The 20,592-nt window shown below is 54.0% G+C and carries 18 protein-coding genes; 17 read left to right on the top strand and 1 reads right to left on the bottom strand.

The window, feature by feature from the left end:
* Positions 1 to 18: 18 nt before the first annotated feature.
* On the bottom strand, positions 19 to 2,307 hold the full coding sequence (locus AM379_RS21830) for an FdhF/YdeP family oxidoreductase (protein WP_106504234.1): 2,289 nt from the start codon (positions 2,305 to 2,307) through the stop codon (positions 19 to 21).
* A gap of 1,002 nt (positions 2,308 to 3,309) precedes the next feature.
* Between AM379_RS21830 and AM379_RS21825 the strand changes: the two genes are divergently transcribed.
* The 17 genes from AM379_RS21825 to AM379_RS21745 all read left to right on the top strand — a co-directional run bounded on the left by AM379_RS21825 (position 3,310) and on the right by AM379_RS21745 (position 20,587).
* The gene (locus tag AM379_RS21825; RefSeq protein ID WP_014170557.1) at positions 3,310 to 3,804 is read left to right on the top strand and encodes a hypothetical protein; all 495 of its coding nucleotides are present in this window, start codon (positions 3,310 to 3,312) and stop codon (positions 3,802 to 3,804) included.
* A gap of 23 nt (positions 3,805 to 3,827) precedes the next feature.
* Positions 3,828 to 4,331 carry a type VI secretion system lipoprotein TssJ gene (tssJ, locus tag AM379_RS21820; protein ID WP_014170556.1) on the top strand — a complete coding sequence of 168 codons (504 nt, stop codon included), beginning with the start codon at positions 3,828 to 3,830 and terminating at the stop codon, positions 4,329 to 4,331.
* Between the two features lie 28 nt (positions 4,332 to 4,359).
* Entirely contained in the window at positions 4,360 to 5,703 is a 1,344-nt protein-coding gene (tssK, locus tag AM379_RS21815; RefSeq protein ID WP_106504232.1) for a type VI secretion system baseplate subunit TssK, read from the top strand.
* Between the two features lie 17 nt (positions 5,704 to 5,720).
* A complete protein-coding gene (locus AM379_RS21810; protein ID WP_014170554.1) occupies positions 5,721 to 6,959 on the top strand; it encodes a DotU family type VI secretion system protein in 1,239 nt (412 codons plus the stop codon).
* Between the two features lie 2 nt (positions 6,960 to 6,961).
* Positions 6,962 to 10,582 (top strand): type VI secretion system membrane subunit TssM, encoded by a 3,621-nt coding sequence (gene tssM / locus AM379_RS21805; RefSeq protein ID WP_106504230.1) that lies wholly within the window; start codon positions 6,962 to 6,964, stop codon positions 10,580 to 10,582.
* A gap of 16 nt (positions 10,583 to 10,598) precedes the next feature.
* Complete coding sequence (gene tagF, locus AM379_RS21800; protein ID WP_020883457.1) at positions 10,599 to 11,315, top strand: type VI secretion system-associated protein TagF; 717 nt, start codon at positions 10,599 to 10,601, stop codon at positions 11,313 to 11,315.
* Between the two features lie 11 nt (positions 11,316 to 11,326).
* A complete protein-coding gene (tssA, locus tag AM379_RS21795; RefSeq protein ID WP_020883458.1) occupies positions 11,327 to 12,343 on the top strand; it encodes a type VI secretion system protein TssA in 1,017 nt (338 codons plus the stop codon).
* A gap of 75 nt (positions 12,344 to 12,418) precedes the next feature.
* The gene (gene tssB, locus AM379_RS21790; RefSeq protein ID WP_008502644.1) at positions 12,419 to 12,943 is read left to right on the top strand and encodes a type VI secretion system contractile sheath small subunit; all 525 of its coding nucleotides are present in this window, start codon (positions 12,419 to 12,421) and stop codon (positions 12,941 to 12,943) included.
* Between the two features lie 3 nt (positions 12,944 to 12,946).
* The gene (gene tssC / locus AM379_RS21785) at positions 12,947 to 14,446 is read left to right on the top strand and encodes a type VI secretion system contractile sheath large subunit (RefSeq protein ID WP_014170549.1); all 1,500 of its coding nucleotides are present in this window, start codon (positions 12,947 to 12,949) and stop codon (positions 14,444 to 14,446) included.
* Positions 14,447 to 14,511: 65 nt separating this feature from the next.
* Positions 14,512 to 15,018: a type VI secretion system amidase effector protein Tae4 gene (locus tag AM379_RS21780; RefSeq protein ID WP_020883459.1), complete on the top strand. Its 507-nt coding sequence runs from the start codon at positions 14,512 to 14,514 to the stop codon at positions 15,016 to 15,018.
* Positions 15,015 to 15,440, top strand: coding sequence for a T6SS amidase immunity protein Tai4 family protein (locus AM379_RS21775; RefSeq protein ID WP_106504228.1), 426 nt, complete (start codon positions 15,015 to 15,017; stop codon positions 15,438 to 15,440). Before AM379_RS21780 ends, AM379_RS21775 begins: the two co-directional genes overlap by 4 nt.
* A gap of 180 nt (positions 15,441 to 15,620) precedes the next feature.
* Complete coding sequence (locus AM379_RS21770) at positions 15,621 to 16,103, top strand: Hcp family type VI secretion system effector (RefSeq protein WP_014884229.1); 483 nt, start codon at positions 15,621 to 15,623, stop codon at positions 16,101 to 16,103.
* A 59-nt stretch (positions 16,104 to 16,162) separates the two neighbouring features.
* Positions 16,163 to 16,654, top strand: a complete 492-nt coding sequence (locus AM379_RS21765) for a type VI secretion system amidase effector protein Tae4 (protein WP_020883461.1) — start codon at positions 16,163 to 16,165, stop codon at positions 16,652 to 16,654.
* Complete coding sequence (locus tag AM379_RS21760; protein ID WP_049022653.1) at positions 16,651 to 17,004, top strand: T6SS amidase immunity protein Tai4 family protein; 354 nt, start codon at positions 16,651 to 16,653, stop codon at positions 17,002 to 17,004. The genes AM379_RS21765 and AM379_RS21760 overlap by 4 nt, the downstream gene beginning before the upstream one ends.
* Positions 17,005 to 17,482: 478 nt before the next feature.
* The gene (locus AM379_RS21755; RefSeq protein ID WP_049022652.1) at positions 17,483 to 17,875 is read left to right on the top strand and encodes a hypothetical protein; all 393 of its coding nucleotides are present in this window, start codon (positions 17,483 to 17,485) and stop codon (positions 17,873 to 17,875) included.
* A 133-nt stretch (positions 17,876 to 18,008) separates the two neighbouring features.
* A complete protein-coding gene (tagH, locus tag AM379_RS21750) occupies positions 18,009 to 19,793 on the top strand; it encodes a type VI secretion system-associated FHA domain protein TagH (protein WP_049022651.1) in 1,785 nt (594 codons plus the stop codon).
* The gene (locus AM379_RS21745) at positions 19,790 to 20,587 is read left to right on the top strand and encodes a PP2C family protein-serine/threonine phosphatase (RefSeq protein ID WP_014170545.1); all 798 of its coding nucleotides are present in this window, start codon (positions 19,790 to 19,792) and stop codon (positions 20,585 to 20,587) included. Before tagH ends, AM379_RS21745 begins: the two co-directional genes overlap by 4 nt.
* Positions 20,588 to 20,592: the final 5 nt, after the last annotated feature.

Here is a 20,592-nt window from a genome sequence, read left to right as displayed (position 1 = left end):
TTCTCTGCGCGGAAAGCCTTACAGCACGCGGATCTCTTTCGAACGCAGGATGAGGCGGACCGGAACCGATTTATAAGACGGCGTACCGCTGTCCTTATCCAGATAATCAAGCGGAACCAGTACGTTGGCCTCAGGGTAGTAGGCTCCGACGGAACCCGGCGCAATGCTGTAGGCCACAACGGTAATGTCTTCCAGACGCTGAACGCTCCCCGGCAGGGCGGTTTCGATATCCACGCGATCGCCATGCTCCAGGCCTGACTGCGCCATATCGTCTTCATTCATAAACAGCACATCGCGACGGCCAAAGACGCCGCGGTAGCGGTCATCAAGGGCGTAAATGGTGGTGTTGTACTGGTCGTGGCTGCGCAGCGTGATCAGGCGCAGCACATTATCGCCTTCACCACTGGCGTTCTCATTGACGCCGTCGAAAACCGAAAACATCGCTTTGCCCGTCGCCGTTGGCCAGATACGTTCTGTGGGCGGCAGCGGCATGCGAAAACCACCGGGAGTGCGGATCCGTTCATTGTAATTCTCGAAGCCCGGAATGGTCCGCTCAATCAGGTTGCGGATACGGTCATAATCCTCAACCAGCGTCATCCAGTCCACGCGGGTCTCCCGCAGGGTGGCTTGCGCCATTCCGGCGACAATGGCCGGCTCAGCGCGCAGGCGCGGAGAGGCGGGTTTCAGCTTGCCGGAAGAGGCATGCACCATCGACATCGAGTCCTCCACGGTAATGGACTGGCGTCCGGTGGCCTGGACATCCAGCTCGGTACGACCGAGGCACGGCAAAATAAAGGTCTCTTTCCCCACCAGCAAATGGGTGCGGTTGAGCTTGGTACCGATGTGAACGCTCAAATCCAGCGTATTCATTGCTGGAAAACCGTTCTCGTGATCGGGCATCGCCACCGCAAAATTTCCCCCCAGACAGATCAGCGCTTTTGCACGTCCGTCGATCATGGCCTGCGTTGCCTGCACCGCATCATGGCCGTGGTGGGCAGGGGGCTCAAAACCGAATACCTCCTTCAGGCGGTTGAGAAATGCCGGTGTCGGTTTCTCGCTTATACCCACGGTGCGGTTACCCTGAACGTTCGAGTGGCCGCGCAGGGGGCATATCCCCGCGCCGGGTTTGCCAATGTTGCCGCGCAACAGCAACAGATCAGCGATCAGGCGGACATTCGCGGTGCCTTTATTATGCTGGGTGATGCCCATCCCGTAGGTGATGATGGTGGCATTCGATTTTGCGTAGGCCTCGGCCACGGATTTGAGCGCTGCCCGGCTCAACCCGGATTCACGCTCAATGGCCTCCCAGTCGGTTTGCGCAATGTCCGCAGCAAACGCCTCAACGCCCTGGGTGTGTTCAGCAATAAAGGCGCGATCGAGCACGTTTCCGCGTTCGTTCTCCATCTCCAGCAGGTGTTTTGCGATCCCTTTTAACGCAGCGGCATCGCCCCCGGCTTTCACCTGGAAATAGGTGGAGGCGATATCGGTAGAGCTGTAGGTTGCCATCTCAATAACGCTTTGCGGATCCGCGAAACGTTCCAGCGCGCGCTCGCGCAGGGGATTAAAAACGATAATCGGTACGTTGCGGCGAGCCAGCTCATGCAGCGTGCCCATCATCCGCGGATGGTTGGTCCCAGGGTTATGACCAATGGAGATAACCAGCTCCGTTTTATCGAAGTCATCAAGTGAGACGGTCCCTTTCCCGATACCAATGGAACGGGGTAAACCGACGCTGGTGGCTTCATGGCACATATTCGAGCAGTCGGGGAAGTTATTGGTACCGTACTCGCGGGCGAACAGCTGGAACAGATACGCTGCTTCGTTCGAGGCTCTGCCGGAGGTATAAAATTCGACCTGGTCAGGCTCAAGCCCGCGCAGCACCTCACCGATACGCTGGAAAGCGTCGTCCCATTCCACTGGCTGGAAGGTATCACTTGCCCGGTCATAGCGCAGGGGATGGGTGAGACGACCGTAACCTTCCAGCTCAAAATCAGATTTAGCCAGCAGCGAGGACACGCTGTTTTTGGCGAGAAAATCCGTGGTGACGCGTTTATTGGTGGCTTCCCAGGTGACGGCTTTCGCCCCGTTCTCACAGAACTGGAACGTGGATTTGTGTTCTTTATCGGGCCACGCACAGCCAGGGCAGTCAAAACCGTCAGGCTGGTTTGTGCGCAGCAGAGTTGTGGGGGCATCCAGCGTATCCATTTGGGTACGTACCGCAATGGCCGTCGCCTTTAACGCCCCCCAGCCACCGGCTGGGCCGTCATAGTGCCTGATACCGGGAACTGAGCGTCTTTTCTTATTCATACCAACTCCTGACTTGTGCGGTCATAACATCACCTGCGCCCATAAACCACCGGGTTTGCCAATAAGCGAAAACAATGATGGCGTCTGTTACCAGAGGCCAGAGCAAAGTTAAATGCATTGAATTGAATGGCTATATTTTACAGTGGCTTACAAGCTAATCGGCGTAAACATTTAAAGAAATTATAACGAAATTTTATCATTTTTATAATAAATCTTATCTATCACCTGTTCACTCTGCGCTATGGCGAAAGCGAAGCGATGATGAAGTCAGCGTTAAATTTCAGATGAAGGTGGCTGAAGGGCAGGGCGACGAAGACCCCTGCAGACAGGAGGAATCGGTGCAAATTAGTCGTCGCTTTAACCAGGAATATGTAGCTGTGCTTAATTGTTAATATCGGAAAATTACCAGATTAAATCCGAAAGGGAGATTAAAAGACAAACTTATTTTGAGGTGTAAAATTAACTTTTCTCAGTTTCCCTGAAACAATTTCATATATTGAGACAGGTCTGGCTGAAATTGAAAGTTACCTCGATAATGCAACAAATAATTCATATTGGATATATTTTCTTCGCCCCCCATAAAGCCAGATTCTACTAATTATGGTAGTAGCAGTAATAGGGTTATTGCGTTAATGAAAGTGATTCTCTTTTGTGTAATTTCATTTTAAATCATATGGATATGTGATTTTGGCTTGAGGGAAATAGACGATTTTAGCTAAATCGTATTTTTTTCTCAGATTAATCCTATAATGTCTCGAGTGCTTCATTAACCATCAGTTATGAAGCGGTAAATATTGAATTGGTGGCAAGCTCATGTAAACTTGCTTACCGTTTGTCAAAATATGTCAGGAAGACGCTGGGCCTTATTCTGAAGGGCTCGTGCGGTAGCTATGCCCTTAAATAGTAACGCCCCGAAAATATACTGACTATTTTAACAATAGCACCTAAGTCAAACTTCATCCCCTTTATCTCCATCATCGAAATATCGCTACGGAAAAGCATATGAAAATGCGCGTACTGTTTTCACTTCTGTTTGTAATGGCGGTGGCGGGCTGTAAAGCGCCGCAGAAACCTGTGATCAACGACGACACGATCGTGACCAGCCAGGTCAATGGCGTCACGTTAACCCACCGTCATGCTGTTTTACCTCCAGCAGAGTTTACTCAGCTCAATGAGCCGTATCGTGCCATGTATCCGGCCTCGCTGATGAGCCGTCCTGACTTCGGCGGAAAGGTTATCCGTACCCTGGAAACCGGTAAAACGTATGTGGTCCTGGGTCAGGTTGAGCACTACTGGATGGCGCTTGCCGATGAGGGAAATGATCAGCTGATTGGCTACGTCCCGATGCGTGCAGTGATCAAAGCCGATCAGTACGAAGCGACCGTCCGTAAGCAGGCCCAGCGTGCGAAAGTGCGTAAGAAGGCAACCTGTGTTGATGTGGACGGTAACAGCAAAGCCTGCAAAGACAGCGCTAACGGTACCTGGATCCTGAACTAAACCGCGTCCCTGAGCGTATTTTTATGAATAATAAAAATTTTCATTGGTTGTGGTCCGTCTTTTACGCGGCGATTTTCGCCCTTGTCAGTGGTTGTACGTCGTCTTCACACAGCGACCCTTCCCGCTACAATCTGCAGTTTCAGGCTCATCCACAAATCAATGAATCTGCGCCGCTAAAAGTCAGAGTGCTGTTGCTGAAATCCGATGCGGATTTCATGTCCAGCGACTTCTATTCCCTGCAGAACAACGCGTCAGCCACGCTTGGCGCGAATCTGCTGAACAGCGATGTTTTCTTCCTGATGCCGGGTCAGCTCTCGAAAACCCTGAGTGGACAGAGCTCTCCCGACGCCCGCTACATTGGTGTGATGGCGGAATATCAGATGCTGGATGGCAAAAAATGGCGCGTTTCACTCCCTCTGCCTGTGCCAGGCGAAAACCATATCTACCAGTTCTGGAAATGGTCAGCGGATGAACTCCAGGCCAACGTGTTTCTCGACGTGAATGGCATCCGGGTCATCAGCCAGTAACGCGCTTCATAACAGGAATTACATCATCATGACGAAAGCAGAAAAGGTCGTCTGGACCGAAGGCATGTTCCTGCGCCCACACCATTTTCAGCGGACTGAAAGCTATCTGCTCAACCACGTTCGTGAATGGGGTGCGCTGCAGCGTTCATACCTTTGGGGCTTTCTCGACGTTGAGCTGGACGAAGCGATGCTGCGCCAGGGATGCATTGCCCTGAGTTACTGCAGCGGACTGCTGCCTGACGGAACCTTTTTCCAGGTGCGCAATGGCCGCAATGGTCCGGTGCCGCTGAAAATCCCTGACAATCTCACCAATGAAAAGGTGGTGCTCGCACTGCCGGTTCGCCGTGGAGAGAGAGAAGAGGTGATCTTCAGTGAAGAGCCGGCCTCGCTGGCGCGCTTCATCGCCTTTGAGCAAGAGGTGGAAGACGACAACGCCATGTCGGTAGGCGATGCCACCGTGCAGTTTGGCCGCCTGCGTCTGACCCTGATGCTGGAAAAAGATGTAACGGCAGAGTGGACCGCTATCGGCGTGGCGTTTGTGACCGAGAAACGCAACGATAACCACGTGCGTCTCGATAGCAGCTACATTCCGCCGATGCTGAACGCCAATAACAGCCCGCAGATCTACAGCATGATTAACGATCTGCACGGCTTACTGGTGCAGCGCAGCCAGCAAATTGGCGGTCGTCTGCGCCAGCCTGGCCGCTTTAATACCTCGGAACTGATTGAATTTACGCTGCTCTCACTGGTGAACCGCCATCTGGGCGAGGTTTCGCATTTAAAAACGCTTCCGCTGCTGCATCCAGAATCGCTCTGGCGCAGCTGGCTGCCGTTTGCGACCGAGCTCGCCACCTGGGCGTCTCAGCGTACCGCTGAAAGCGTGCTGCCAATTTACGATCACGACGACCTCGCGGGTTGCTTCAGCAAACTGATGATGCTGCTGCGTCAGGGGCTGTCTCTGGTGATGGAAGACCATGCCATTCAGCTGCCGCTTAACGAGCGTTCCCACGGTCTGAACATCGCGACCGTGCCGGAAACCAGCATGGTGCGTGAGTTCGGTTTCGTGCTGGCGGTCAAAGCCAACGTGCCGGGCGAACACCTGCAAACCCATTTCCCTGCCCAGATGAAAGTGGCGCCGGTCTCGAAAATTCGCGATCTGGTTCAGCTGCAACTGCCTGGCATTATGCTGCGCGCCATGCCGGTCGCACCGCCGCAGATCCCCTGGCATGCAGGCTACAGCTACTTCGAGCTGGAGAAGGGGAGCGAGCTGTGGCACGAGATGGATAAGTCCGGCGCTTTCGCCCTGCATCTCGCAGGCGAGTTCCCGGGACTTGATATGGAGTTTTGGGCCATCCGTAGCCCGACTGAATAATAAAGCGAGCGCTTAATATGCAGGAACGACAGGATACCGGCAGTGATGCCGCGTTTACCGGAGCCAGTAGCAACAATCAGCTGGTGGCGGCCGCCAATCCGCTGCTCAATGCGATTCCGCAAATCCGTCATTCGGTATCACATGACGATCAGGTGGCGTTGCGCCAGCGCCTGATCGATGAGATCCGCCGGTTCGAAGTGCGCTGTCAGCAGGCCGGTCTGGCCTATGAGGTGATCGTCGGGGCACGTTACTGCCTGTGTACGGCACTTGATGAGGCCGCCGCGCTTACCCCCTGGGGCAGCAGCGGCGTCTGGTCCAGCAATGGTCTGCTGGTGACGTTTCATAACGAAACCTGGGGCGGCGAAAAGTTCTTCCAGCTGCTGGCGCGTCTGTCGCAAAACCCGCGCGAACATATTCTGCTGCTGGAGATGATCAACTACTGCCTGCTGCTCGGCTTCGAGGGGCGCTATCGGGTGCTGGATAATGGCCGCACCCAGCTTGAAACCATCAAGCAACGGCTGTGGCAGATGATTCGCGGCGTGCGTGGCAGTTACCCGCCACAGCTCTCTCCGCATCCGGAAGATCGTCCGGTACTGCGCAAGCTATGGCGACCCATGGTACCTCTGTGGGCCTGTGTGGCGCTGGCCGGGTTTATCGCCTGCCTGTTCTATATCGTGCTTAACTGGCGGCTTGGCGATAGCACCAACCCGGTATTAGCAAAAATTTATCAGTCACAGCTTCCCGAAACGACTATCCAGCAACCTGCCCGCCAGCTGCCTGCGGTGCTGAACCTGCGTGGTTTCCTGAAGCCGGAAATTGAAGCCGGTCTGGTTGCGGTAAAAGATGAAGCGGACCGTAGCGTGGTGATCCTGAAAGGGGACGGCCTGTTTGCTTCCGCCTCAACCGTGGTACGTGACCGTTATGAGCCGGTGATAAACCGTATTGCACAGGCCATGAATAACGTCAGCGGTAAAATTCTGGTGGTGGGCTACAGCGACAACGTGCCAATTCGCAGCGCGCGCTTTGCCTCTAACTATGAACTGTCGCTGGAACGTGCCCGGTCAGTTCAGAAAATGCTGCAGGGAAGCCTCTCTCAACCTGAACGTGTGAAAGCGGAAGGCCGCGGCGAGATTAATCCAGTGGCACCTAACAATACGCCGGAAAACCGTGCCCGTAACCGCCGGGTGGAAATTACTCTGCTGGTGTCGCCTGAAAATACCCAGGCTGAGCTGAACGGATTGCCGCAAGGAAACTAAGGATGCTGACTACTCTTCTTTCCATTTTGACCAATCGCATTCTGTGGAGCTTCCTGGGCGTCACTGCGCTTGCGGCGGTTATCTGGATGATTGGCCCATTGTTGTCCATCGTGGACACCCGACCGCTCGAATCTGAACAGAACCGCATCATCAGTATTGCGGTGGTTTATCTGCTCTGGGCGCAGGGCCACATTCTGCCGCGGCTGTACAATGCCTGGCTGAACCGCAAGCTGATGGACAAACTCAATGAGAACACCACCAGCCCGGAAGCAGCGGATCCGCAGAAGCGACTGAACAGCGAGGAGCAGATCCTCGCCAGCCGTTTTGACGAAGCCGCACAGATGCTGAAAAAAGCGCACTTCAGCAAAGCGGGACAGGGTGCCCAGTGGACGCAGCGCTTTAGCACGCAATATCTGTATCAACTGCCGTGGTACGTCATCATCGGCGCACCGGGCAGCGGTAAAACCACGGCGCTGGTCAACTCCGGGCTGCAATTCCCGCTGGCCGACCGCTTCGGTAAGACCGCGCTGCGCGGGATCGGCGGCACGCGTAACTGCGACTGGTGGTTCACCAACGAAGCCGTACTGCTGGACACCGCGGGTCGCTATACCACCCAGGAGAGCGAACAGGTTCAGGACGCCGGTGAATGGCTTGAGTTTATGGGGTTACTGCGTAAGTATCGCCGTCGCCAGCCGATCAACGGTGTGATTATTACCATCAGCATTTCTGACCTGCTGACGCTCTCGCCTGAAGCGTCACGCCAGCAGGCGGTCAACCTGCGCCAGCGTCTCTCTGAGCTGCATGAGCAGCTGGGTATTCGCTTCCCGGTGTATGTCATGGTGACCAAAGCTGACCTGCTTAAAGGCTTCCGTGCCTGGTTTGCCGATTACGACAAAGCGCAGCGCGACCAGATCTGGGGCTTCACGCTGCCGTGGGAGCAAACCAAACACGCTGATTACGACCTGATGGGTAACTTCCAGCAGGAATTTTCCCTCTTACAGCAGCGCCTGGATGCCGGACTGCCTGAAACCCTGCTGCAAGAGCATGACGCAAAAGCGCGCGCGGAAGCGTATCTCTTCCCGCAGGAGTTTGCCGCACTGCGTCCGCTGCTGGCTGACTACCTGAGCACGGTCTTTGCCCGCTCTAACTTTGAAACCGAATTCTCCCCGCGCGGGATCTATTTCGCCAGTGGTACCCAGGAAGGCATGCCGTTTGACCGGGTGATGGGCGAACTTAACCGTGCGCTCTCCTTGCCGGAAGGTGAAGAGGGAAATCGCTGGGATTCCGTCAGCAAAGAGGCTCCGATCCCGGGGGCGAAAGGGCAGAGCTTCTTCATCAAGAACCTGCTGCAAAACGTCATTTTCCAGGAAGCCGGCATCGCCGGGGAAAACCGCTGGTGGGAACTGCGTAACCGCGCCGTCATTTGGTCCGGCTATGCGGCGCTGCTGGCCCTGCTGGTGATCCTCGGTGGACTGTGGCTGACCAGCTATGCCAGGAACAAGGCTTATCTGGAAGAGGTGGACGCAAAGGTGCCGCTGCTGGATCAGCAGAGCAAGGCGCTGCAGAATCAGCCTCAGCGCGATCTGTTTGACCTTCTGCCCTTGCTGAATGGCCTGGTCGATCTGCCGAAAAGTGACGCGTTTGATGTTAACGATCCGCCTGTCTCACGCCGTATGGGGCTCTATCGTGGGGATGACGTCAGCGATGCATCGCAGTCTCTGTACCAGAAAGCGCTGGACCAGATGCTGCTCCCTGCCGTGGCGATGCACATCACCACCTGGCTGCGCAACGATAACGGCAGCGATGTGGAATACAGCTATGAAGCGCTGAAGGCCTACCAGATGCTCTATCAGCCGAAGCACTATGACGGCAAATTCCTGCACTCCTGGGTAATGCTCAATCTGCAGCGCAACCTGCCGCAGAACGTGACTCAGGCGCAGCTTCAGCAGCTTGAGTGGCACCTGACTCAGCTGCTTGAACCGAAAATTCAGGCCTCGCCGTACGCGCAGGATGAATCCCTGGTCGCGCGTGAAAGGGCGCTAATCAACCAGCAGCCACTTTCCACCCGAGTGTATGGTCGTCTGAAGCGTCTGCTGGAGCATGATGAAAACCTGAAACCGGTATCGCTCTCCGACCTGGGCGGTCCGCAGAGCGAGCTGGTGTTTTCACGCAAAAGCGGCAAGCCGGTGAGTGAAGGCGTACCGGGTCTTTATACTCCGGACGGTTACTGGAAAAGCTTCAACGGCCAGATTGACAGCGTCACCACTGCTCTGCATGAAGACGATGCGTGGGTGCTGGGGGCGACCTCAGCCCAGGAAGATAAACAGCAGATCGATAACGCCGTGCGTCAGCTCTACATGCGCGACTTTATCGCCAACTGGGATCGCTTCCTCGCCGACATTCAGCTTAATAACAGCGCCGATCTCTCTCAGCGCATCAATACCGCGCGTCTGCTCTCCGGGGCAAACTCGCCGCTGCGCCGTCTGGTGCTGAACCTGAGCCAGGTCCTGACGCTTTCACGCAATGCGCCAACCCCGGATGATGCCGGTAAAGCGCAAGCGCAAAGCAACCGTGCCACCCGCACGCTCGAAGCGTTATTCAGTAATAATGACAATGCCCCGACGCAGGCCGCGGTGGTCACTCAGGCACCTGAACAGCTGGTAACCGATCACTATGCTCCAATGATTGAGCTGGCGCAGCCGCTGGAGAAGGGCGGGAAGACCATCGTCTTTGATGATTTTCTCAAGCAGGTCGATGAACTTTACCGCTACCTGACTGCCGTTCAGGACGCGGCCAACAGCGGCATGCCTGCTCCGGGAGGCGAGGCGATTAGCCGTCTGCAGGCCAGTGCCGGTCGTCTGCCGGGCGGTCTGCAAACCATGTTCAGCAATATGGCGGTGGGGGCCAGCAGTGATACCCAGCGTCGCGACCTCGAAAACGTGCGTAAGCGGATTAACGTTGAAGTCGGTGGTTTCTGCCGTCAGGCAATCGCTGGCCGTTACCCGCTGGTGCGCAGCGCCAGTACGGAGGTCACGCCGGACGATCTCGCGCGCATGTTTGCGCCAGGCACCGGGCTGATGGACACCTTCTTTCGTGACAACCTGACCAATAAAGTTGATACCACGCAGGCGAACTGGCGCTTTATGCCGGGCATTGATGGAAAAACGCTGCCGGGAAGTGAAGGGCTCCTGAGACCGTTCCAGCAGGCGCAGTCCATTCGCGATGCTTTCTTTGCTAACGGTGCCACCACGCCATCTTACAAAGTGACGGTGCGCACCGTCAGAATGGATAACACAATCCTTAACCTGACGCTGGATGTTGACGGTCAACTGCTGCGCTACAGCCACGGTCCACAGGCTGTGCAGATCATGAACTGGCCGGGGCCGGGCGGGACTAACCAGGTGCGTATGCAGCTGGGTCTGGCTAACGGCAGCACGGCTACGCTGGTGACGAACGGTTCCTGGGCGCTGAACCGCTTTTTCGATAAAGCGCGTACCAGCCCGGGGGCGGGAAGTCTGAGTCGCCAGGCGACCTTCAACGTAGACGGACATCAGGTCACGCTGGAATTTGCGCCAAACAGTATTCGTAACCCGTTCCAGCTTCCCCGTTTCTCATGCCCATAACCGCAAGGACAGCCGTATGACGAATACCCCTGCGATGAACCGCTACAGCTGGTATGGCAAACTGCCCAGCGCCGGAGATTTTTTGCAGCGTCGCTTTCCTGACACCCTGCAACGCCAGTGGTCACACTGGTTCCAGGTCGGCCTGCTGGCCTGGCAGCAGGAAGAGCAGCGCAGCGGTGAGCGCCCGTTTAACAAAGCGCCGGTCTGGAATTTTGTCGTACCGCCGATGCTGGGCAGCCAGATGATTCAGATGGGCTGCCTGCTACCAGGACGTGACAGCGTTGGTCGACAATATCCGGTCTGCATTCAGCTCAGCTTTGCCCCCGCGGACTGGTCGTCACGTCTGCTCAGTCAGGCTGAAAGCTGGTATCAGCAGATTGGCCGTCTGGGCCTGCATGCGGTACGTAACAGTTTTTCTGCCTCACAGCTCGATGACATGCTGATGTCCATTCCGGCACCGCAGCCCGTCGAGCCGCAAAAGCGCTCAGATATTCTCGACGTGATTGGTTATGACGAAGACGGCCAGAGCACGCTGGGCTGGCCTCAGGCAGCAGAGTGCTTTGACCCGCTTCGCCAGACCAGCTACTGGTGGACCAACCGCTGCGACGGCTACCCGCTCTACACCCATGTTCACAGCGGGAACTTCACCGGGCAGCTCTTTACGCTGCTGTTCGACCCGGCAGGTGGCGCCCGCCCGGGCCGTCACGGTCTCTATCCGCCCATGTTTGAATAAGCAGGGATCTTATGAATATCGAAGAATTTCTCGCGCCAATAAGCCCCGACAAGCCCTGTGGCGAAAACCTGGAGTATGACGCTGATTTCCAGCTCATGAATCAGGCCAGCCAGGGCAAAGCAGAGCAGCAGTTTGGCGACACCATCATTCCGGCAGAACCTGCTGACTGGAATACGGTGGAAAAATTCGCCACCAGCCTGCTGAGCCGCACCAAAGATCTGCGCGTCATGCTGGCGTTAACGCATGCATGGACACGTCGCCGCGGCCTTGCGGGCTACGCCGACGGGCTGTTACTGGTGCAGGAGGCGATCACGCGTTACTGGGAGCCGCTCTATCCGCTGCTGGAAGAGTATGGCGAAACCGACCCGTTTTACCGCATTAACGCCCTGGCCGGGCTGAGTGATAAGTCTGACCTGACCGTCGCCGTGCGTAACGCCTCGCTGCTGCGATCAAATGGCGATGAAATTTCACTTCGCGACGCTCAGGCACTGCTGGATGGCAGTAAAACCGAATGTCCGGATTACCCCGGTGGCCGTCCAAGACTGATTGACGAGCTGGCCCGCGGCGATCAGCCGGGCACATCGGCGGTGATAGTGATTAACGAACGGCTGCTGGCCATTCGCGAGTTGCTCACCGGCCATCTTGGTGAAAGCGGCGTTCCGGAGATGGAACAGCTGCTGAAAACCGTCGGGCTGGTCGCCAGCGCCTGTCAGGTGACCGACATCAGCAAGCTGCTGCCCAACCGGGAGGCTCAGGCTGAGCTCAGCGCTGAACCTCAACCGGCGGTCGCACAACCCGTTCAGCAGGTTACAGACTGGCGCAGCGTGCAGGTCACCAGCCGCGCCGATGCACAGCTGATGCTGGAGAAAGCCAAACAGTATTTTGCGCAGTACGAACCGAGCCACCCCGCACCGTTGATGATTGAACGGGTGCAGCGGCTGTCAGAACTTAACTTTATGGACATTATTCGCGACCTGGCGCCAGACGGCGTTAACCAACTGGAAAACATCTTTGGACGCCGCGAATAACGCGTCCTGGCATTATGACGACAGGCATGGAGCCTGCCGTTTCACCTTCACCGCGCATCTTTGATGGAGAACATCATGGCAATGAGTAACAGTGGGCAGAAATTCATCGCACGTAACCGTGCCCCCCGCGTGCAGATCGAGTACGACGTAGAGATCTACGGTGCAGAACGTAAAATTCAGCTGCCGTTTGTGATGGGCGTCATGGCCGATCTGGTCGGCAAACCGGTGGAAAACCTGCCGGCAGTCGACGAGCGTAAATTCCTCGAAATCGACATTGATAACTTTGACGAGCGCATGAAAGCGCTGAAACCTCGCGTGGCGTTCCAGGTGGATAACACGCTGACCGGCGAAGGTAAGCTCAACGTTGATCTGACCTTCGACAGCATGGACGATTTCCTGCCGGACGCGGTAGCCCGCAAGGTTGAGCCGTTGAACAAGCTGCTGGAAGCACGTACTCAACTTTCCAACCTGCTGACCTATATGGATGGCAAAAACGGCGCGGAAGAGCTGATCGCTAAAATTCTGCAGGATCCGACGCTGCTCAAATCTCTGAGCCAGTTGCCGAAAAATGACGAAAGTGCGAAAGGTAGCGAGGAATAATCGATGAGCAACCAGACTCAACAACACGAGCAGCAGAGTGGTCAGGCGTTCAGCCAGGATGAATTCAGCGCGCTGCTGAACAAAGAGTTCCGCCCGAAAACCGATCAGGCGCGCTCCGCGGTGGAAAGTGCGGTAAAAACGCTGGCGCAGCAGGCGCTGGAAAATACCGTTACCTTCTCCAGTGACACCTACCGCACCATTCAGAACCTGATTGCCGGTATCGACGAGCAGCTGTCTCAGCAGGTGAACCAGATTATTCACCATGAAGAGTTCCAGAAGCTGGAGAGCGCCTGGCGCGGTCTGAGCTACCTGGTGAACAACACTGAAACCGACGAGATGCTGAAGATCCGCTTTATGAGCATCTCCAAGCAGGAGCTGGGTCGTACCCTGAAACGCTTTAAGGGCGTGGGCTGGGACCAGAGCCCAATCTTCAAGAAAATCTACGAGCAGGAGTACGGTCAGTTTGGTGGCGAGCCGTTTGGCTGCATCGTCGGCGACTACTACTTCGACCACAGTCCGCAGGACGTTGAACTGCTGGGCGAGATGGCGCGTATCGGCTCGGCGGCACACTGTCCGTTTATCACCGGTACCGCACCGGGCGTGATGCAGATGGAGTCCTGGCAGGAACTCGCGAACCCGCGCGACCTGACCAAAATCTTCCAGAACACCGAGTATGCCGCGTGGCGTTCACTGCGTGAATCCGAAGATGCACGCTACCTTGGCCTGGTAATGCCGCGCTTCCTGTCGCGCCTGCCGTACGGTATTCGCACTAACCCGGTCGACAGCTTCGATTTCGAAGAGCAGACCGATGGCGCGAACCACAACAGCTACTCCTGGGCGAACGCCGCGTATGCCATGGCTGCCAACATCAACCGCTCCTTTAAAGAGTATGGCTGGTGCACTTCAATCCGCGGCGTGGAGTCCGGCGGGGCGGTTGAAAACCTGCCGTGTCACACCTTCCCGAGCGACGACGGCGGCGTGGACATGAAATGCCCGACCGAGATCGCCATCAGCGATCGTCGTGAAGCCGAGCTGGCGAAGAACGGCTTTATGCCGCTGGTTCACCGCAAAAACTCTGACTTTGCCGCCTTCATCGGCGCGCAGTCTCTGCAGAAACCGGCTGAGTACCACGACCCGGATGCGACCGCTAACGCGCGTCTGGCATCCCGTCTGCCGTACCTGTTCGCCTGCTGCCGCTTTGCCCACTACCTGAAGTGCATCGTGCGCGACAAAATTGGCTCCTTCCGTGAACGTGAAGAGATGGAACGCTGGCTGAACGACTGGGTGATGAACTATGTGGACGGTGACCCGGCTAACTCCTCACAGGAGACCAAGTCCCGTAAACCGCTGGCGGCTGCCGAAGTGCAGGTGCAGGAAATTGAAGATAACCCGGGCTACTACGCCGCGAAATTCTTCCTGCGTCCACACTACCAGCTGGAAGGTCTGACCGTTTCTCTGCGTCTGGTTTCTAAACTGCCGTCACTGAAGACGAAAGACGCGTGATGATGATTGCCGCCGGGAGGCCATACCCGGCGCCTGCTTTATAGCATGGAAATGTGAGAGGAAATATGACCGCGAGACCTTCGTTTGTTGCTGCCTGGGCGGCGGCAACACGTATTTACGATGCAAATGATTCTATCGGCAAAGTTAAGCAAATTATCGGCGGCAAGGTTAAGCACAACTTCGAAATACCGCAAGATCAGGGTGGGTGGTCAAATAGTTGTGCCGTACGCATGAGTTATGTTCTGAACTATACCGGGCATCCCGTCCCGCGTATTGCAAATCTCACAGTATCCGGTGCTGATAATAAATGGTACTTCTATCGGGTAAAGGATGTTATTGCCTGGTTGACGCGTCAGTGGGGTAAACCTGACATGGTCGTGAGTTATCCTTCCTTACCCGTTCAACAATTAGCCAACAAAAAGGGCGTAATTCTGTTTGAGGTACAGGGCTGGAGTGACGCCGCAGGTCATGCCACATTCTGGAATGGTTTAACCTGTTCGGATCATTGTTATTTCAATGCACCGGAGACGAATTACACGACGACCAAAGCCAATTTTTGGGAGTTGCCATGAAAAAAATAATTGCCAGTCTACTGTTGCTCACCAGTTCCGCCTCTGTTTATGCAACTGACGATCCGGTGATGTTTGTCAAAAAAATGCCTTATAAGCAAGTTGTTAAAGACGTTGTTTTTTCTCGCTGTCTGGCACAAGTTTCAGATGATAAAAGCCAGTTTTCTCTGGATGCAGCGCGTAGCAGTAGTGCATTACTGGAATGGGTGCCTTTCGATATTGAAAATGGCAATGACAAAATTAATGCCCTTATTGATAAATATAAAGGCGCAACCAATGCCTTTCATTCTGAGATAAAACCCGATGTCAAAGGCGTAACGTTAAACTGTCTACGTCTTTATCATAGTGACGAACTTAATAAACTTGTACCTCAATTAGTTATAGGCAATCCTGACCGCACCTGGATTCAGGATAATCCGCAGTAGTAAAGACTTCACATTCTTTCCTTTCATTCAGGGGGAATGTCAAGACTGTCAAATGACACGGGTCATTTGATATGAGGCAGAGGTAAAATATGGACGGTTTTATTCAGCCCCATGCTTTCCTGTTTGCCATATAAGTGCTTTTTCGAAAGCAATATTGTTCATCCACGAAGAGTAGATATTATGGCTATTGATATGTTTCTGAAGGTCGAGGGTGTTACGGGCGAATCTAAAGATTCTAACCACACCGGCTGGACTGATATTACCTCCTTCTCCTGGGGCGCTTCCCAGCCAGGTAATATGAGTGTTGGTGGCGGCGGCGGTGCCGGTAAAGTTAACTTTAACGATCTGCACGTTAACGCTCTGATCGACAAATCCACTACAGCAATTCTCAAACACTGCGCAAGCGGTAAGCACCTGACTAAAGTTGAACTGTCCGTGTGCAAAGCGGGTGGTCAGCAAGTTGAATATACCCGCATCACGCTGGAAGATGTGCTGGTAACTTCTGTTCAGTACACCGGTGCAGACAACGGCGACACCGTTGGTGTGACCTATGCATTCCAGGCTGCGAAAGTGAAACAGCAGTACTGGGAGCAGACCACTGCTGGTGGTAAAGGTGCTGAAAGCAGCGCTGGCTGGAACATCAAAGAAAACAAAGAAGCGTAATGATAGTGGGCCCGAAAGGGCTCACTTTTACGTGACCTTCTTAGGATGGAGAAAGAAGAATGTCTGCTATGCGTCCTGCTTTTGGTGCTGCCTGGAACAGATTCAGAGAAGTTAACGTTAATGTGGAACAGGTTGGCAAATTATTGGGTGGAAAAGTTCAGCATAATATCGATGCTGGTATTTTTAAAAATGCCTGTCCCATTCGTATGAGCTATGTTTTGAATTATTGTGGTATACCTATTCCGTCTAATAGCAAATACGCGACAGTGACCGGAAATGACAAAAAACGCTATATGTTCCGCGTTAAAGATATGATTGCATTTCTTCCTACTGTTCTGGGTCATGCAGATATGTCAGTCGCCTCTCCTACACCAGCACAATTTTCAGGCAAGCAAGGCATTATTATCTTTACCGGCCATGGGTGGCGTGACGCAACCGGACATGTAACACTCTGGAATGGAAATATTTGCTCGGATGATTGCCATTTCCTTGGATCACCCGGCAATGGTTCGTTTATTCCTACTAATGCAACATTCTGGAGCCTGAAATGAAACGCTTATTACTGCTCGCATTAGCGTTAAATGCCACCGTTGTTTATGCCCAAACATTGCCTGATGTCAGTGCTTTTACTCAACAACAAATCTTTGAAAACTGGGTGCAAAATCGTTGTATCAGTAAGATTGCGGACAGTAAGAGTTTAAAAGATGATGCAGAGGCCAGCGCTGCCGCATGGCTCGAAGCAAGCAATCTACCTGCAGAGAATTTTGAAAAAGCGGATAACGTTATTGTTTCCTTACTTAAAGAGAAGGTAGGCGGTAGCGAACCGGGCCATTATCAGGTATTGAAGTGCAGCTTAATCACCAACAGCGACGCAATTCGAACGCTAAACACCCAAAAATAGAGTCATTTGGTGGTCATGTAGAAGCTGGTGGGCAAATGAATAATTTTAATATTACGTGAAGAATGACGTGAGTTCGAATATGTTCTCCACTTTATAATTTTTTTTGTTCTGGTGATGAGTTTTTATATATTGATTGTCTAAACCATTCAAGTGAGGTTCCGTAAGTCTATCAGCCATTAACGCAAACTGGGTTGCTACAAAAGAAGATTCCCATAAGTATAATGGCACTCCGTCTGGTTCTGAAATAGTCTGGCTCTCTTCATATAACGAAAAGATTATTTTCACGGTGGCTTTTTTAATGTTTTAATTTTGAAAGGTATTAATTGATTCTGAGTATTAATTAACTTTGCACCCAAACGTCGCTGCAGGGCGGTTGTGATTTTATGCACCATTGGGCGCGGCACGGATAAAAGCTTCAAAATGAGTAGCTAGATTTGCCGAAGGGATTAGCAAATTGACTTGTTCGGGAGGTAAGTAAATGTCTGAATTAATGCGCTTAATCTTGCTCTCATCAGTATTCTTAGGGTTGTTTATTTCTTTGGTGTTGTATATTTATTTTTATCGAAAGTACTCGCAAGAACTTACAAAAGCATTTCACCTTCTAAGTAGTAAACAGTACTTAGATATAAATGATTATCTTTTTTATAACCAGCTTGGTTTGCCTGGCTTTGCTCATCGTGTTTTTTTAATGAGAAGAATAATTGCGTGCAAGCCGATTAAGCCAGATGATAAAAAGCAAATCACCCCAGAAGCCGGAAGATGTATATTATCAATATTTCGATTCCCCTGGATTGAAACGTTTCACAAATTAACAATTTTTGTGGTGATGTTAATGTTATTGTTATTTGTGCTGGTTGCTACTGGGCAATAGTCATGCCATTCCAAAGGATGTTTACTTTTTTATAAATTACTTAAAATGTTCTTTGCCTTAACCCCCAAACGCCGCCGTTCTCGCCCCGAGAGCGGCAGCGTTTGAGCGCTAATCATACCAGCAGGAATACGCCATGCGATTCACGATTATTTCTACAAAACCCGGTCATCAGCCGCCGCAGAGCAGCTGTGATTTTTATGCCCCGGGCGGCACCATTGGGCGCGGTACGGATAACAATCTGGTATTGCCGGACAATGACCGCACCATCTCGCGTTTGCAGGCCATTGTTCACGTTGACGCCCAGGGCGAATGCCGCGTCACTAACCGTGGCAGCGTCACCCGCGTGGTATTAAATGACATTCCGCTTGAGCGCGGGCGCCAGGTTGAGCTGCAGGATGGGGACATTCTCGGTATTGATGATTACCGCATCGAAGTGACCGAACTGATTCATGATACGCAGCCAGTCAGCCGCATGGCGGCGACCATGCAGCAGCAGGCGCGTCCAGCCGCGGCCCCTGCGGCAGCCCCGCAGCCGAAGCCTGCGAGCGCCGCCCCGCGCGGGAAGGCGGAACCGACTGCTGTGCCGTCGGAAATCTGGGATAGCCTGATGCAGGAGTTCTCTATCTCCGACAGCATTTCCAGTTCTCGGGCGAAGCCGCAGCCGGCAGCGTCGCACGATCCGTTCTCCCAGCCTGTCGCACCTGAGCGTAACGCTGAAGATCCGCTGGCGATGTTCAATGACAGCGATCCGAAGTTTGAGCGTAAGAACGTGGATCCGGATACGCTGTTCAGTGACGAAGCGTTGTTCAAAAAAGAGAGCATTTTTGACGACGTCACCCCGTCTACGCTGGTGCCGCCCAATGAAGCTAAACCTGCGCAGCCACAAGAAGAGCAGACGGATGAACTCGATCCGCTCGCTCTGTTTGGCGGTAGTGCCAGCGCACCTGCCGCACGAAATGATGACCCCCTCGGGTTGATGGGCGGGGCACCGTTAACCCATCCGGATGAGATTGTCGGCGATAAGCCAGAGGCCGTCGTTGAGCCAGAACTGACGCCAGAGCCGGAAGCAGAACAGGAAGAGGACGTCCTTGCCGCTTCTCCGCTGTTTGCTCCTGAGCCGCAGGTGCCGCCGCGCGCGGAAGAAGAAGAGCCGGCGCGACCGGATTATGCCGGCTTCACCATGCCAACCCCGCAGGCCGTGGCGCGCAGTAATGCCCAGGCACCTAAAGGGCGTTTGCGTATTGACCCGGTCAAAAACGCGGCGTCGCCAGCAGCCCATAATGGCGAAAAGGGTGAAGTACTGCAGGGCGAATTACTTGAGGCACTGCTGGAAGGGATGGGGCTCAGCGAAATGCAGCCCGTCCCGCAGTTTGACCGTGAAAATATGCGTCAGCTGGGGCAAATTCTGGGCATGTTCTCTCAGGGCACCGTGGCGCTGCTTTCTTCGCGCTCCATTCTCAAGCGCGGCGTAAAAGCCGATATGACCATGGTACTTGATGATGCCAACAACCCGTTCAAACTGTTGCCGACCGGGAAAACCGTTCTGATCCAGATGTTCGGTACGCCAATGCCGGGCTTTATGCCGCCGACAAAATCCGTGCGTGACGCGCTGATCGATCTGCAGGCGCATCAACTGGGTATGATATCCGGTATCCGCGCCATCATTGCCGCCATGCTGCAATCCTTCAACCCGGAACAGCTGGAAGAGCAGGCGAAGCAGAACGGGATGACCTCCCGACTGGCGCTGCCGGGCAGCCGCAAAGCCGCACTGTGGGACTACTTTGTCCGCAGCTATGGTGAAACGGCAGGCGAGATTGAGGATGACTTCCACACCCTGTTTGGCGAAGCCTTCCTCCATGCCTATGACATGGAGGTAAATCAGTACAAAGACTCACAGAGCGGATCGGAAGAAAAATGAATATCGCAACGGCTTCTCTCTCCCGCCAGGGGACGCGCGCCAGCAACCAGGATCAGACGGGAGAAACCATAGGGGAACGTTCAGCCTGCTTTGTCGTCTGTGATGGTATCGCTGGTCTGCCGGGCGGTGAGGTGGCCGCTGAACTGGCCCGCAACAGTATTATCTCCCGCTTCGATGGCGACAAGCACCTGAACGCGCAGCATATTCGCGACTATGTGCAAACGGCGAATCGCACCATTCTCAGCGAACAGCAGGCGGTTCAGGATTATCGTCGGATGGGCACCACGCTGGTCAGTCTGTTTATCGACAGAGATTACCGGCTGGCCTACTGGGCACATGCCGGGGACAGCCGCCTGTATCTGTTTCGCAGGGGCTGGCTGTGGCATGTCACCACCGATCACAGCCTGGTTCAGCAGATGAAAGATGCAGGGCACGACACCGATAACCTCAACAGCAATCTGCTCTATCTGGCGCTGGGTATTGAAAACGGTGGGCCAGAAGCGAGCTACAGCGATGTGGTGCAGGTCGAAGACGGAGATGCATTTCTACTCTGTACAGACGGTTTCTGGCACGGCGTCAGCGAAGAACAGATGAAACAGTCGCTGCACATGGTTAACACGCCACAAGAGTGGCTGACCTTAATGAACCAAATCATCCAAAAGAATGGCGAACAGGAGGGGAATGCTCAGGATAACTATACCGCCCTGGCGGTATGGATGGGCAACCCTCAGGACACCACTTTGCTGCATACGCTTTCTGACGCAGCACAATTTCTTCCCTGCGGAACTGATTAGACACA

The organism is Enterobacter cloacae complex sp. FDA-CDC-AR_0132, from assembly GCF_003010695.1.
GTDB lineage: Bacteria > Pseudomonadota > Gammaproteobacteria > Enterobacterales > Enterobacteriaceae > Enterobacter > Enterobacter ludwigii.
Note: the sequence above shows the minus strand (reverse complement) of the source record. Positions and strands in the feature narration are given on the sequence as shown.